Origin of the sequence: Pseudomonas sp. 8Z (genome assembly GCF_902506535.1) — a bacterium.
Taxonomy (GTDB): Bacteria; Pseudomonadota; Gammaproteobacteria; order Pseudomonadales; family Pseudomonadaceae; genus Aquipseudomonas.
In genome coordinates, this window is the sequence record NZ_LR733825.1 from 1,003,193 (window position 1) to 1,016,080 (window position 12,888).

At 62.5% G+C, this 12,888-nt stretch carries 11 protein-coding genes; 8 read left to right on the forward strand and 3 right to left on the reverse strand.

What is annotated here, in order from left to right; genetic code table 11:
- The first annotated feature begins 13 nt into the window (after positions 1-13).
- The 4 genes from gatA to AERO9A_RS08845 all read left to right on the forward strand — a co-directional run bounded on the left by gatA (position 14) and on the right by AERO9A_RS08845 (position 4,612).
- On the forward strand, positions 14-1,465 hold the full coding sequence (gene gatA, locus AERO9A_RS08830; protein ID WP_159971525.1) for an Asp-tRNA(Asn)/Glu-tRNA(Gln) amidotransferase subunit GatA: 1,452 nt from the start codon (positions 14-16) through the stop codon (positions 1,463-1,465).
- 14 nt (positions 1,466-1,479) lie between these two features.
- The gene (gene gatB / locus AERO9A_RS08835; RefSeq protein ID WP_159971526.1) at positions 1,480-2,928 is read left to right on the forward strand and encodes an Asp-tRNA(Asn)/Glu-tRNA(Gln) amidotransferase subunit GatB; all 1,449 of its coding nucleotides are present in this window, start codon (positions 1,480-1,482) and stop codon (positions 2,926-2,928) included.
- Positions 2,929-2,993: 65 nt separating this feature from the next.
- A complete protein-coding gene (locus tag AERO9A_RS08840; RefSeq protein WP_159971527.1) occupies positions 2,994-3,419 on the forward strand; it encodes a septal ring lytic transglycosylase RlpA family protein in 426 nt (141 codons plus the stop codon).
- Positions 3,420-3,511: 92 nt separating this feature from the next.
- Positions 3,512-4,612 carry a calcium/sodium antiporter gene (locus tag AERO9A_RS08845; RefSeq protein ID WP_159971528.1) on the forward strand — a complete coding sequence of 367 codons (1,101 nt, stop codon included), beginning with the start codon at positions 3,512-3,514 and terminating at the stop codon, positions 4,610-4,612.
- Between the two features lie 32 nt (positions 4,613-4,644).
- Here AERO9A_RS08845 and AERO9A_RS08850 read toward each other — a convergent pair whose 3' ends face one another.
- The 3 genes from AERO9A_RS08850 to AERO9A_RS08860 form a co-directional block, all read right to left on the reverse strand.
- Positions 4,645-5,586, reverse strand: a complete 942-nt coding sequence (locus AERO9A_RS08850) for an AEC family transporter (protein WP_159971529.1) — start codon at positions 5,584-5,586, stop codon at positions 4,645-4,647.
- 359 nt (positions 5,587-5,945) lie between these two features.
- The gene (locus AERO9A_RS08855) at positions 5,946-6,506 is read right to left on the reverse strand and encodes a response regulator transcription factor (protein WP_159971530.1); all 561 of its coding nucleotides are present in this window, start codon (positions 6,504-6,506) and stop codon (positions 5,946-5,948) included.
- Between the two features lie 15 nt (positions 6,507-6,521).
- Positions 6,522-7,775 (reverse strand): ATP-binding protein, encoded by a 1,254-nt coding sequence (locus tag AERO9A_RS08860; protein ID WP_159971531.1) that lies wholly within the window; start codon positions 7,773-7,775, stop codon positions 6,522-6,524.
- 214 nt (positions 7,776-7,989) lie between these two features.
- Between AERO9A_RS08860 and AERO9A_RS08865 the strand changes: the two genes are divergently transcribed.
- The 4 genes from AERO9A_RS08865 (at position 7,990) to AERO9A_RS08880 (ending at position 12,883) form a co-directional block, all read left to right on the forward strand.
- Entirely contained in the window at positions 7,990-8,703 is a 714-nt protein-coding gene (locus AERO9A_RS08865; RefSeq protein ID WP_159971532.1) for an SIMPL domain-containing protein, read from the forward strand.
- A gap of 219 nt (positions 8,704-8,922) precedes the next feature.
- Positions 8,923-10,518, forward strand: a complete 1,596-nt coding sequence (locus AERO9A_RS08870; protein ID WP_159971533.1) for an ABC transporter substrate-binding protein — start codon at positions 8,923-8,925, stop codon at positions 10,516-10,518.
- A 334-nt stretch (positions 10,519-10,852) separates the two neighbouring features.
- Positions 10,853-11,863 carry an ABC transporter permease subunit gene (locus AERO9A_RS08875; RefSeq protein WP_159971534.1) on the forward strand — a complete coding sequence of 337 codons (1,011 nt, stop codon included), beginning with the start codon at positions 10,853-10,855 and terminating at the stop codon, positions 11,861-11,863.
- Between the two features lie 117 nt (positions 11,864-11,980).
- The gene (locus AERO9A_RS08880; protein WP_159971535.1) at positions 11,981-12,883 is read left to right on the forward strand and encodes an ABC transporter permease subunit; all 903 of its coding nucleotides are present in this window, start codon (positions 11,981-11,983) and stop codon (positions 12,881-12,883) included.
- Positions 12,884-12,888: the final 5 nt, after the last annotated feature.

Consider the following 12,888-nt stretch of genomic DNA (forward strand, 5'->3'; position numbering starts at 1 on the left):
GAAAGGGCCTGACATGCATCAACTGACTCTGGCCGAGATCGCCAAGGGCCTCGCAGCCAAGCAATTCTCCGCCGAAGAACTGACCCGCAGCTTGCTGGCGCGCATCGAACAGCTCGATCCGCAGCTCAACAGCTTCATCACTGTCACCGCCGAGCAGGCCGTCGCTCAGGCTCAGGCCGCTGACGCCCGCCGTGCCGCTGGCGAGGATGGCGCCCTGCTCGGCGCACCGATCGCACATAAGGATCTGTTTTGCACCGAAGGCGTGCTGACCTCCTGCGGCTCGAAGATCCTCACTGGCTTCAAGGCGCCGTACAACGCCACCGTGGTCGAAAAACTGGCCGCCGTCGGCACCGTCACCCTCGGCAAGCTGAACATGGACGAGTTCGCCATGGGCTCGGCCAACGAATCCAGCCACTACGGCCCGGTGAAGAACCCTTGGGACACCAGCCGTGTACCTGGCGGTTCTTCGGGTGGTTCGGCCGCCGCAGTGGCCGCACGCCTGCTGCCGGCCTCCACCGGCACCGACACCGGCGGTTCGATCCGCCAGCCGGCCGCGCTGACCAACCTCACCGGCATCAAGCCCACCTACGGCCGCGTCTCGCGCTGGGGCATGATCGCCTACGCCTCCAGCCTTGACCAGGGCGGCCCGCTGGCCCGCTCTGCCGAGGATTGCGCCCTGCTGCTCGGCGCCATGGCCGGTTTCGACCCGAAGGATTCCACCAGCGTCGATCAACCGGTCGATGATTACTTGGCCGCGCTGGCCCAGCCGCTCGCCGGCCTGCGCATCGGCCTGCCGAAGGAATACTTCGGTGCCGGCCTCGACGCGCGCATCGGCGAGAAGGTCATGGCAGTGGTCGAAGAGCTGAAAAAGCTCGGCGCCACCGTCAAGGACATCAGCCTGCCGAACATGCAGCACGCGATCCCGGCCTACTACGTGATCGCCCCGGCTGAGGCCAGCTCCAACCTGTCGCGCTTCGATGGCGTGCGCTTCGGCTATCGCTGCGAAAACCCGAAGGACCTGCAGGATCTGTACAAGCGCTCCCGTGGCGAAGGCTTCGGTGCGGAAGTCAAACGGCGCATCATGGTCGGCACCTACGCCCTGTCCGCCGGTTACTACGACGCCTACTACATCAAGGCCCAGCAGATCCGCCGCCTGATCAAGAACGACTTCCTCGCGGCCTTCAACGAGGTCGACGTGATCCTCGGCCCGACCACGCCGAACCTGGCCTGGAAGATCGGCGAGAAAGGTGGCGACCCGGTATCCGCCTATCTGGAAGACATCTACACCATCACCGCCAACCTGGCCGGCATCCCCGGCCTGTCGATGCCGGCCGGCTTCGTCGATGGCCTGCCGGTGGGCGTGCAACTGCTCGGCAACTATTTCCAGGAAGGTCGCCTGCTCAACGTCGCCCACCAGTACCAGCAGGTCAGCGACTGGCATAAACACGCACCGAGCGGCTTCTGAGGAAGGATCAAGACATGCAATGGGAAACCGTGATCGGGCTTGAGATCCATGCTCAGCTCAGCACCCAATCGAAGATTTTTTCGGCCAGCGCCACCACCTTCGGCGCCGAGCCCAATACCCAGGCCAGCCTGGTCGACCTCGGCATGCCCGGCACCCTGCCGGTACTGAACGCCGAGGCTGTACGCATGGCCTGCCAGTTCGGCCTGGCAATCGATGCTGAAATCGGCGAGCGCAATATCTTCGCCCGCAAAAACTACTTCTACCCGGATCTGCCCAAGGGCTACCAGACCAGCCAGATGGATCACCCCATCGTCGGCAAGGGTTTTCTGGACATCACCCTGGAAGACGGCACCGTCAAGCGCATCGGCATCACCCGCGCGCACCTCGAAGAAGATGCTGGCAAGAGCCTGCACGAAGACTTCCAGGGCATGAGCGGCATCGACCTCAACCGTGCCGGCACACCGCTGCTGGAAATCGTTTCCGAGCCGGACATCCGTTCGGCCAAGGAAGCGGTGGCCTATGTCAAAGCCATCCACGCACTCGTCCGCTACCTGGGCATCTGCGACGGCAACATGGCCGAAGGCTCGCTGCGTTGCGACTGCAACGTGTCGGTACGTCCGAAAGGCCAAGCCGAGTTCGGCACCCGCGCCGAGATCAAGAACGTCAACTCGTTCCGCTTCATCGAAAAGGCCATCAACCACGAAGTGCAGCGCCAGATCGAGCTGATCGAGGACGGCGGCAAGGTGGTGCAGGAAACCCGCCTGTACGACCCGAACAAGGATCAGACGCGCTCCATGCGCAGCAAGGAAGAAGCCAACGACTACCGTTACTTCCCCTGCCCCGACCTGCTGCCGGTGGTCATCGAACGCAGCTTCCTCGACGAGTTGCGCAGCCAGTTGCCCGAGCTGCCGCCGCAGAAGCGCGAGCGTTTCGAGAGCCAGTTCGGCCTGTCCGCCTACGATGCCAGCGTGCTCAGCGCCAGCCGCGAAATGGCCGACTACTTCGAAGCGGTCGAGAAAGCCTGCGGCGACGCCAAGCTATCGGCCAACTGGGTGATGGGCGAGCTGTCCAGCCTGCTGAATAAAGAGGGCCTGGAGATCGAGCAGTCGCCAGTGTCTGCCGAGCAACTGGGCGGCATGATTCTGCGCATCAAGGACAACACCATCAGCGGCAAGATCGCCAAGATGGTCTTCGAAGCCCTGGCTGCCGGTGAAGGCGCAACCGCCGATGAAGTGATCGAGAAGAAGGGCCTCAAGCAGGTCACTGATTCCGGCGCCATCGAGAAGATGCTCGACGAAGTGCTGGCGGCCAACGCCGAGCAGGTCGAACAGTACCGCGCCAGCGACGAAGCTAAACGCGGCAAGATGTTCGGCTTCTTCGTCGGCCAGGCCATGAAAGCCTCCAAGGGCAAGGCCAATCCGGGACAAGTGAACGAACTGCTGAAGAAAAAGCTCGAAAGCTGAGCCTCTATTATTCATCGAAACGACGCCGGGCCTGCCCGGCGTCTTTTTATCTGGAGATAACCACCATGATGATCCGTAGCCCGGATGCTATCCGGGAAATCACCAGCCCCCGGATTACGGCCAGGCTACAGGCCTGGGCCCTGCTTGGTGCACTCACTCTGCTCGGAGGTTGTTCAACCTTCGGCGGCGCGGGCTCAGGCACCAGCGAAACCGGCGAAGCGTCTTATTACGGCAATCGCCACCACGGGCAGAAAACCGCCAGCGGCGAGCGCTTCAACCAGAACGCACTGACCGCCGCTCACCGCACCCTGCCCTTCGGGACACAGGTGCGCGTCACCAACCTCAACAACGAGCGTAGCGTGGTGGTACGCATCAACGACCGCGGCCCCTTCGTGCGTGGGCGCATCATTGATGTTTCGCGCGCGGCCGCCGAACGCCTGGATATGTTGCGTAGCGGCGTGGTGCCGGTACGCATCGAAGCCCTGGACTAAAACAGAGCTTGTAACAAATCACTGCACGGCCCCACTGGCATCACCACAGGCCGTGGCTACACTAGCCGCACTTTTTCCGGAGCCCCTGCGCAATGACCCTGATGACCTACGTGTACCTGATCGCCGGCCTGGTGCTGCTGGTAGCCGGCGCTGAAGTGCTGGTGCGTGGCGCAGCCAAGCTGGCTGCGCAGTTCGGCATTCCGCCACTGGTGATCGGCCTGACCGTGGTGGCCTTCGGCACCAGCGCGCCGGAAACCGCCGTCAGCGTGCAGTCGGCCTTCAATGGCAGCGGCGACCTGGCCATCGGTAACGTGATCGGCAGCAACATCGCCAACGTCCTGCTGATCCTCGGTATGACCGCCCTGGTCGCGCCGCTGATCGTCTCGCGCCAACTGATCCGCCTCGACGTGCCCATCATGATCGGTGCCAGCCTGGTGGTTTATGCGCTGGCCTGGGACGGCGAACTGAGCCGCCTCGACGGCGCCCTGCTATTCGCCGGCGTGCTGAGCTACACCGGTTTCCTGATCTACAGCGCACGCAAGGACAAAGGCGCGCAGAACGATGAGTTCGCCGAAGAGTTCGGCCTCAACGAACCCGCCAAACCCTACGCCTGGGCAGTCAACCTCGGCCTGCTCGTCGCCGGTCTGGTACTGCTGGTGGGTGGCTCCAACCTGCTGGTCGAAGGTGCCGTGCAACTGGCCCGCGCCTTGGGCCTTTCGGAATTGGTGATCGGCCTGACCGTCATCGCCATCGGCACCTCGCTACCGGAACTCGCTACCTCAATCATTGCCGCCTTCAAGGGTGAGCGCGACATCGCCGTTGGCAACATCGTCGGCAGCAACATCTTCAACCTGCTCTGCGTGCTGGGTCTGGCCTCGCTGGTCTCGCCTAACGCCATTCCAGTGGCCGCCAACGCCCTGGCCTTCGACTTCCCGGTGATGATCGCGGTGGCCGTGGCCTGTCTGCCGATTTTCTTCAGCGGCTACCGCATCAACCGCTGGGAAGGCGCGCTCTTCGTCGCCTACTACGCGGCGTACACCCTGTATCTGGTGCTGTTCGCCACAGGGCGACCGTTCGCGCAAAGCTTCGCTGACGCAATGATCGGCTACGTCTTGCCACTGACAGCCATCACTCTGCTGGTGATCGCCGCGCGTGCCTGGCACAAACAACGCGGCCAGGCGCTTCAGCCATAAACCATGCGTGACAATCTGGAGCGGCGGCGCACCTAGATCCAGCCGCCCCACTGCAGGAGCAGTAGCCCGACATTAGTGCTCAACACTGCCGCCAGGGTGGTAATGACGATAATCGCCGCCGCCAGCTCATGGTTGGCCCCTACGGCGCGCGCCATGACGAAGCTGGAGGCCGCCGTAGGGCTGGCGAAGTAGAGAAAGAGGATCGCCAGATCAGCGCCGCGAAAGCCAAACAACCAAGCACCGAAGGTTGCCAGCAGCGGCAACCAGACCATCTTCATCAGGCTCGAACCGATGGCCACGCCACTGCTGCGGCGCAACGAAGCCAGGCTGAGGGTGCCGCCAATACAGATCAGCGCCAGCGGCAGGGTCATCTGCGCAAAGTATTGCGCTGAAGTCAGCAGCCACTGCGGCAAGGGAATCTGCCAGTAAGCGAAAGGCACTGCCGACAGCACACCGATGATCAGCGGGTTCTTCACGATGCTGAAGGTGATGACTTTGGCACTCGGTTTTACGCCCGGCGTGTAGATGGCCAGTACGATGGCCGAGAGCACGTTGTAGCAAAGGATCACCAGTGCCGCGAGCAGAGAGCCAACAGCCAGGCCATAGTCACCATACATACTGGTCGCCAGTGCCAGCCCGACGATGCCATTGTTGCCACGGAAGGCGCCCTGCGTGTAGATGCCACGCTCCTGGAACGGCACCCGCCAGATCGCCCATACCCACGCCAGGAAGAACGAGGCGACAGTGCCCAGAAAGAAGTAAGTCAGCAGCGCAGGCTGCAGGGCCGTGTCCAGATCGGCCTTGACCACGCCGAGAAACAGCAGCGTCGGCATGGTGCCGCGAAACACCAGGCTTGAGGCGGTGTCGATGAAAGCACCGTCGATCCAGCGCAGACGTTTGAGCAGCACGCCGAGAAACAGCATGGCGAACACAGGCGCGGTAATGGCGAGGGTTTGGGCAGCGACAGCGAACATGAGGCACCAGAGTTGTCTGACGACCTATGTTAGCTGGCTAAGCATTTATCGGCTATGGGCACGGAGCGCCAATAGCCGCTCGCGTGGGGCAGTTGGGCGGCATGGGCTTCAGCCGCTATCAGGCCGGTGAGCCAAAAGCTTCGCGGCTGAAGCCGCTCCTACGAAAAGCGCGATCCAGCGGCGGACTCTGCTCATAGGTCGGCTGTAGGGCGGGCTCAGGAGCAAAGCGAACAGCCCGCCGGGCCATGCCGAGATCGGCACCACGATTCACGCCCAAGACGCCCGCCAGCGACGCAGGAAGCCCAAGCCGAATACGCCCTTCGCTGGTGGGCTAAAGCCCACCCTACGCGTGCCTACACTCAGCGCCGTACCGGGCGCTTCTGCAATTTGCGCTGCAGGGTGCGACGGTGCATACCCAGGGCACGAGCGGTGGCGGAGATATTGCCTTCATGCTCGGCCAGCACACGCTGAATATGCTCCCACTGCAGGCGGTCGACTGACATGGGGTTTTCCGGCACCAGGCTGTCGAGGTCGGCATGTTGGGAAAGCAGTGCGGTGAGCACGTCGTCGGCATCGGCCGGTTTGCACAGATAGTTGGCGGCGCCGCGCTTGATGGCTTCCACGGCGGTGGCGATGCTGGAGTAACCGGTGAGGATCACCACGCGCATTTCCGCATCCAGCTCCAAAAGCTTGGGCAGCAGCACCAGGCCGGAGTCGCCTTCCATCTTCAGGTCGACCACGGCGTAATCCGGCAGATCAGCCTTGGCCAGCGCCAGACCTTCTTCTGCACTTGAGGCGGTGGAAACGCGCAAACCACGGCGGCTCATGGCCCGCGCCATGACGCGGGTGAAGGTGGGGTCGTCATCGACCAACAACAGGTGTGGATGCTCTTCACCTTCGAACAGGGCTTCTTCGCTCATGCTGGATCCTCCTAATCAGGCCACGCCATATACGCGTGGCAACTTCAATTCGGTGAGGGTGCCGCCCTCTTCATGGTTATACAACTTAACCGTACCACCAGCACGGGTCACACTGGCCTGACTAAGGAACAGGCCGAGACCAAACCCCTTGCCCTTGGTGGTAAAGAAAGGGCGGCCCAACTGCTCGGCGATGGCCAGCGGCACGCCAGCACCGTGGTCGCGGATGCTCAGGCGCAACCACTGGTGATCCCAGTCGAGACGGATATCGAGCTTGTCCGGGCAGGCATCGGCTGCGTTGTTGAGCAAATTGAGCAACGCTTGAGTCAGATCGGTCGGCGGCATCAAGCGCGGCGCAGTGCCACGCCCTAGGCACTGATAGCGATAGCTGGCTTCAGGGCGCATCAGGTGCCAGCGATTAAGAGTGGCTTCCAGCCAATCAACGCAGGACTGCTCCACCACTGCCTGGCGGCGGTCGTTTTCAGCGGCGCGCACCAGTTGCTGCAAGGTGTATTTACACTGTTTGACCTGCTCTTGGAGCAGGGCCAAATCATCCTGCAGTGCCGGTTTATCCGAATATTCCTGGCGCAATTCCTTGAGCAGCACGCTCATGGTGCCCAGCGGCGTACCCAGTTCATGGGCGGCGCCAGCAGCCTGGGTGGCCACGGCCAGCAGTTGCTGATCACGCAGGCTTTCCTCACGGCGCTCGGCACGTATCGCGTCCTGGCGGCGCAGCTCTTCGGCCATTTTGGCGACGAAAAAAGTGATCAATGCGGCGGCCAAGGCGAAGCTCAACCACATGCCATAAACCAGCAAGCTCTCACGCGCGGCTGGCAACTCCAGCGGATGCGTCCACACCAGCAGCAGGGTGTAGCCGGCCAGAGCAAGCCCGGACAACACCATGGTGAACAGCCACGGCAGGATCGCAGCGGCGATGGTCAGCGGCACCAGGTAATAGGACACGAAAGGGTTGGTCGAACCGCCGGAGTAGTACAACAGCACACTGTGGATCACCAGATCACAGGCCAACTGCACCGCGTACTCCACCTCTGTGACCGGCCAAGGCCCACGTAGGCGCAACGCCGTGCCCAGACACAGCACCAGCGCGACGCCCAACGTCACCGACAATTGCAGCCAAGGCAATTGCAGCACGCCCGATTTATAGGCGAGGCCAACCGAACCGGCCTGAGCGGCAAGCACGAGGAAACGGATAAGCGTCAGTCGCCAGAGGTTCTGGCGGCTGGCGGACAGTAACTGGACGGGTTCGAGCATGGCGACTCCAATGATTGGCGCCGAGTATAACCAAGCCAGTCGCGGCCTTACGCCGCTGCGGCAACCGGACGCACGGGTAGCTTCGCCTGTTTATGGCACGCCCGCTATCAGAGCCAGCGCCCCAAAAAACACACACCACTTAACCCCATTCCCTGATCCTCTTCGTCTACCCTCGGGCAACGGCCACTACGGCCACTGAAAAAGGAACTGCCTTATGCGAAATCTGCCTCGCCTCGCCACTGCCCTTACCCTGATGGCTGCCAGCCTGGCCAGCAGCGCCCTGTTCGCCGACGAGCCGCGCTACAACCAGATTGCCCTGCGTGCGGAGGTGAATCAGGAAGTCGCCCATGACCTGATGCACGTCACCCTCTACACCGAGTCGCAAAGTGCCGATCCGGCCAAACTGGCCGCCGAGATCACCACCACGCTCAACAAAACCCTGGAACAGGCGCGCAAGGTCGCTGGCATAGCGGTCAAGCTGGGCAGCCGTAACAGCTACCCGGTCTACGATGACAAAGGCCAGAAGATCAGCGCTTGGCGTGAGCGCGCCGAAGTCCGTCTGGAAAGTGCCGACTTCGCCCGCCTGTCCGGCCTGACCGGCGAACTGCTGCAATCGATGAAGATGGCCGGCATGGATTTCAGCATCGCCTCGGCCACCCGCAAGAGCCACGAAGACGCCATGCTCAAGGACGCTATCGACGCCTTCAAGGCGCGCGCCCAGTTGGCCACGCAAGCCCTCGGTGGCACGGGTTACAAGCTGGTCAACCTGAACATCAACAGCGGCGGTTTCCAGTCGCCGGTTCCCATGCGCGCCTACGCCGCCAAAGCCATGGAGAGAATGGACGCAGCGCCTACGCCACAGATCGAAGCCGGTACCAGCCAGGTGACAGTCAGCGCCGATGGCGTCATTGAAGTGCAGATGCCCTGACTCTCGCCCCAACATCAAGCAGCGCCGTTCAATGCAAATAGCGGCGCTTTGCCACATCTTCACGGCAAATTTCACAAATGCGACACGATCGTACAAAGTCGCCGCAAACACAGCCCTGAACCCCGTCTGCAACTTGCCTCGGGCACATGCCCTGCATAGTTTGCCAGGAGGCCCTCATGAGGGGTTCCTCGCCAACAAGCACAACAACACGAGGTCAAGATGCGCAAGAACGCCCTGATCCAGGCATTGTTCACCGCTGGGCTGATCGCCAGCGTCCCCTTCGCCAGCGCCGCCAACCTGGTGTTCTGTTCCGAAGGCAGCCCCGCCGGTTTCGACCCGGCGCTATACACCACCGGCACCGATTTCGACGCGGCAGCGGAAACCATCTTCAACCGCCTGACCCAGTTCGAGCGTGGCGGCACCAAGGTCGAGCCCGGCCTGGCCGAGAGCTGGACGGTCTCCGATGACGGCCTGGTCTACACCTTCAAGCTGCGCCCTGGGGTGAAATTCCACACCACCGAATACTTCACGCCCAGCCGCACCTTCAACGCCGACGACGTGCTGTTCACCTTCGAACGCATGCTCGACAAAGATCACCCGTTTCGCAAGGCATACCCGAGCGAGTTCCCCTACTTCACCGACATGGGCATGGACAGCAACATCGCCAAGGTGGAGAAGCTCGATGACATGACCGTGCGTTTCACCCTCAATGCCGTGGACGCCGCCTTCATCCAGAACCTGGCGATGAGCTTTGCCTCGATCCAGTCCGCCGAGTACGCCGAGCAGTTGCTCAAGTCGGGCAAAGCCGCCGACATCAACCAGAAACCCATCGGTACTGGCCCGTTCGTATTCAGCCGCTATCAGAAGGATGCGGTGATTCGCTACAAGGGCAACAAGGACTACTGGAAGCCCGATGACGTGAAGATCGACAACCTGATCTTCGCCATCAACACCGACGCCTCGGTACGCATGCAGAAGCTCAAGGCGGGCGAATGTCACGTCACCCTGAACCCGCGCCCGGCGGACATCGAGTCGCTGCAACAGGATGCCAACCTGAAGGTTCCCGATCAGGCCGGCTTCAACCTCGGTTACATCGCCTACAACGTCACCCACCCGCCATTCGACAAACTGCAAGTGCGCCAGGCACTGGATATGGCGGTGAACAAGCAAGCCATCCTCGATGCGGTCTACCAGAAGACCGGTCAACTCGCCGTGGGCGGCATGCCGCCGAATCAGTGGTCGTATAACGAAGACATCAAAGACCCGGCCTTCGACCCGGAAAAAGCCAAGGCACTGCTCAAGCAGGCTGGCGTCAAGGAAGGCACCGAGATCACCCTGTGGGCCATGCCGGTGCAGCGCCCTTATAACCCCAACGCCAAGCAGATCGCCGAGATGCTGCAGGCCGACTGGGCCAAAATCGGTATCAAGGCACGCATCGTCAGTTACGAGTGGGGCGAATACCTCAAGCGCGCCAAGGCCGGTGAGCACGATGCCATGCTGATTGGCTGGAGCGGCGACAACGGCGACCCGGACAACTGGCTCGGCACCCTCTACGGCTGCGATGCGGTCGACGGCAACAACTTCTCCAAGTGGTGCTTTGAGGACTACGACAAGCTGGTCAAGGCCGCCAAACGCACCACCGACGTGGACAAGCGCACCGAGCTGTACAAGCAGGCACAGGTGATACTCAAGCACGAGGTGCCGATCACCCCGCTGGCACACTCCACCGTGTACCAGCCGATGCGCAAGGAGGTGCAGGACTTCCGTATCAGCCCGTTCGCCCTGAACTCCTTTTATGGTGTCGGCATCAAGTGATGCAGGCGGCGCCTGCTAGGGCGCCGCGTTCAGGAATGCCAATGCAATTAATGCCCGGCCTAAGCCCCTGCCTGTTATCGGTAGCGCTGTCTTACACTCGTGCCCCTACGGCTTACGACTGTCTGATGGTGCGTGCCGAGGGCTGGGCGCATCACCCCACCGAGCTTGAGGCAGACGCGTTAACGACGATACGGTCGCGGCTCAAGCCCCTCCCACAACGCACAGGCCGATCCACGAGTCGCCCGGTTTGCATCCGGGCTACGCAGCAATATCCACAACAACGCCCGGCCATGCAGTCAGGCGTACAGATCCCGTCACGGAGTAAAACTGCCTGATGTTGTCATTCATCGCCAGACGCCTGGGGCTGCTGATCCCCACCTTCTTCGGCGTCACCCTACTGACCTTCGCGCTGATCCGCCTGATCCCCGGCGACCCGGTGGAAGTCATGATGGGCGAACGCCGCGTCGACCCACAAATGCACGCCGAGGCTTTGGAGCGCCTGGGTCTTAACAAGCCGCTGTATGCACAGTATTTCGACTACATAGGCCAGCTTGCCCAGGGCAATCTGGGCGAGTCGCTGCGCTCACGCGAGAGCGTGTGGAAGGAATTTCTCACCCTGTTTCCGGCCACCGTCGAACTGGCCCTGGCCGCGCTGCTGTTCGCCGGCACCCTGGGGCTGATCGCCGGGGTAGTGGCGGCGCTCAAGCGTGGCTCGCTGCTCGATCATGGTGTCATGGGCATCTCGCTGACCGGCTACTCCATGCCGATCTTCTGGTGGGGCCTGCTACTGATCATGTTCTTCTCGGTCGGCCTGGGCTGGACGCCGGTTTCCGGGCGCATCGACCTGCTCTACGACATCGCGCCGGTGACCGGCTTCATGCTCATCGACAGCCTGCTCAGCGACGAGCCAGGCGCCTTCCTCGATGCGCTGCATCATCTGGTGCTGCCCGCCATCGTGCTCGGCACCATCCCCCTGGCAGTGATCGCCCGCATGACCCGCTCGGCCATGCTCGAAGTGCTGCGTGAGGACTACATCCGCACCGCACGGGCCAAAGGCCTGTCGCCAACGCGCGTGGTGTTCGTGCATGGCCTGCGCAATGCGCTGACGCCGGTGCTGACCGTCTTCGGCCTGCAAGTCGGCGCCCTACTGGCCGGTGCAGTACTGACCGAAACCATCTTCTCCTGGCCCGGTATCGGCAAATGGCTGATCGAAGCCATCAACGCTCGCGACTACCCGGTGGTGCAGAACGGCATCCTGCTGATCGCCTGCCTGGTCATCCTGGTCAACTTCATCGTGGACATCCTTTATGGCCTGGCCAATCCACGCATTCGCCATCAGCAGTAAGGAAAGCGCCATGCATAAGCCCATAGTTTGCGTAGGGTGGATGACGCTCTTTTCATCCACCGTGAAAACACTTCGATGGACGGGTGAAGCGTCGTCCACCCTGCGCGAGGTGCGCCCATGACCACCTCCACCACGCTCGACCCAAGCCTGCTCTACCCCTCGCCGCTCAAGGAGTTCTGGCAAGCCTTCAAACGCAACAAAGGCGCACTCGCCGGGCTCGCGTTCATGCTGCTGATGGTGTTCTGCGCGCTGTTCGCGCCCTGGGTTGCGCCACATGATCCCAGCGAGCAGTACCGCGACTTTCTGCTCACCCCGCCGGCCTGGCTGGAAGGCGGCCAGGCGCAATTTCTGCTCGGTACCGACGAACTGGGCCGCGACCTGCTCTCGCGGCTGATCCATGGCGCGCGCCTGTCACTGCTGATCGGCCTGGCCTCGGTGCTGCTGTCGCTGCTGCCCGGCATTCTGCTGGGCCTGGCCGCGGGCTTTTACCCACGCCTGCTCGGCCCGAGCATCATGCGCCTGATGGACGTGATGCTGGCCCTGCCCTCGCTGCTGTTGGCGGTGGCGGTCGTCGCCATCCTCGGCCCTGGGCTGATCAACACCATCTTCGCCATCGCCATCGTCTCGCTGCCGTCCTACGTGCGCCTGACCCGCGCGGCGGTGATGGGCGAGCGCAGTCGTGATTACGTCACCGCCGCGCAACTGGGCGGCGCCAGCCTGCCACGGCTGATGTTCGTCACCGTGCTGCCCAACTGCCTGGCGCCGTTGATCGTGCAGGCCACGCTGAGTTTTTCCTCGGCGATTCTCGATGCCGCCGCGCTGGGCTTTCTCGGCCTCGGCGTGCAACCGCCGACGCCCGAGTGGGGCACCATGCTGGCCTCGGCACGCGACTACATCGAACGCGCCTGGTGGGTGGTGAGCCTGCCTGGCCTGGCGATTCTGCTCAGCGTGCTGGCGATCAACCTGATGGGTGACGGCCTGCGCGATGCGCTCGACCCGAAACTCAAGAATGCGCAGTGAGGAAG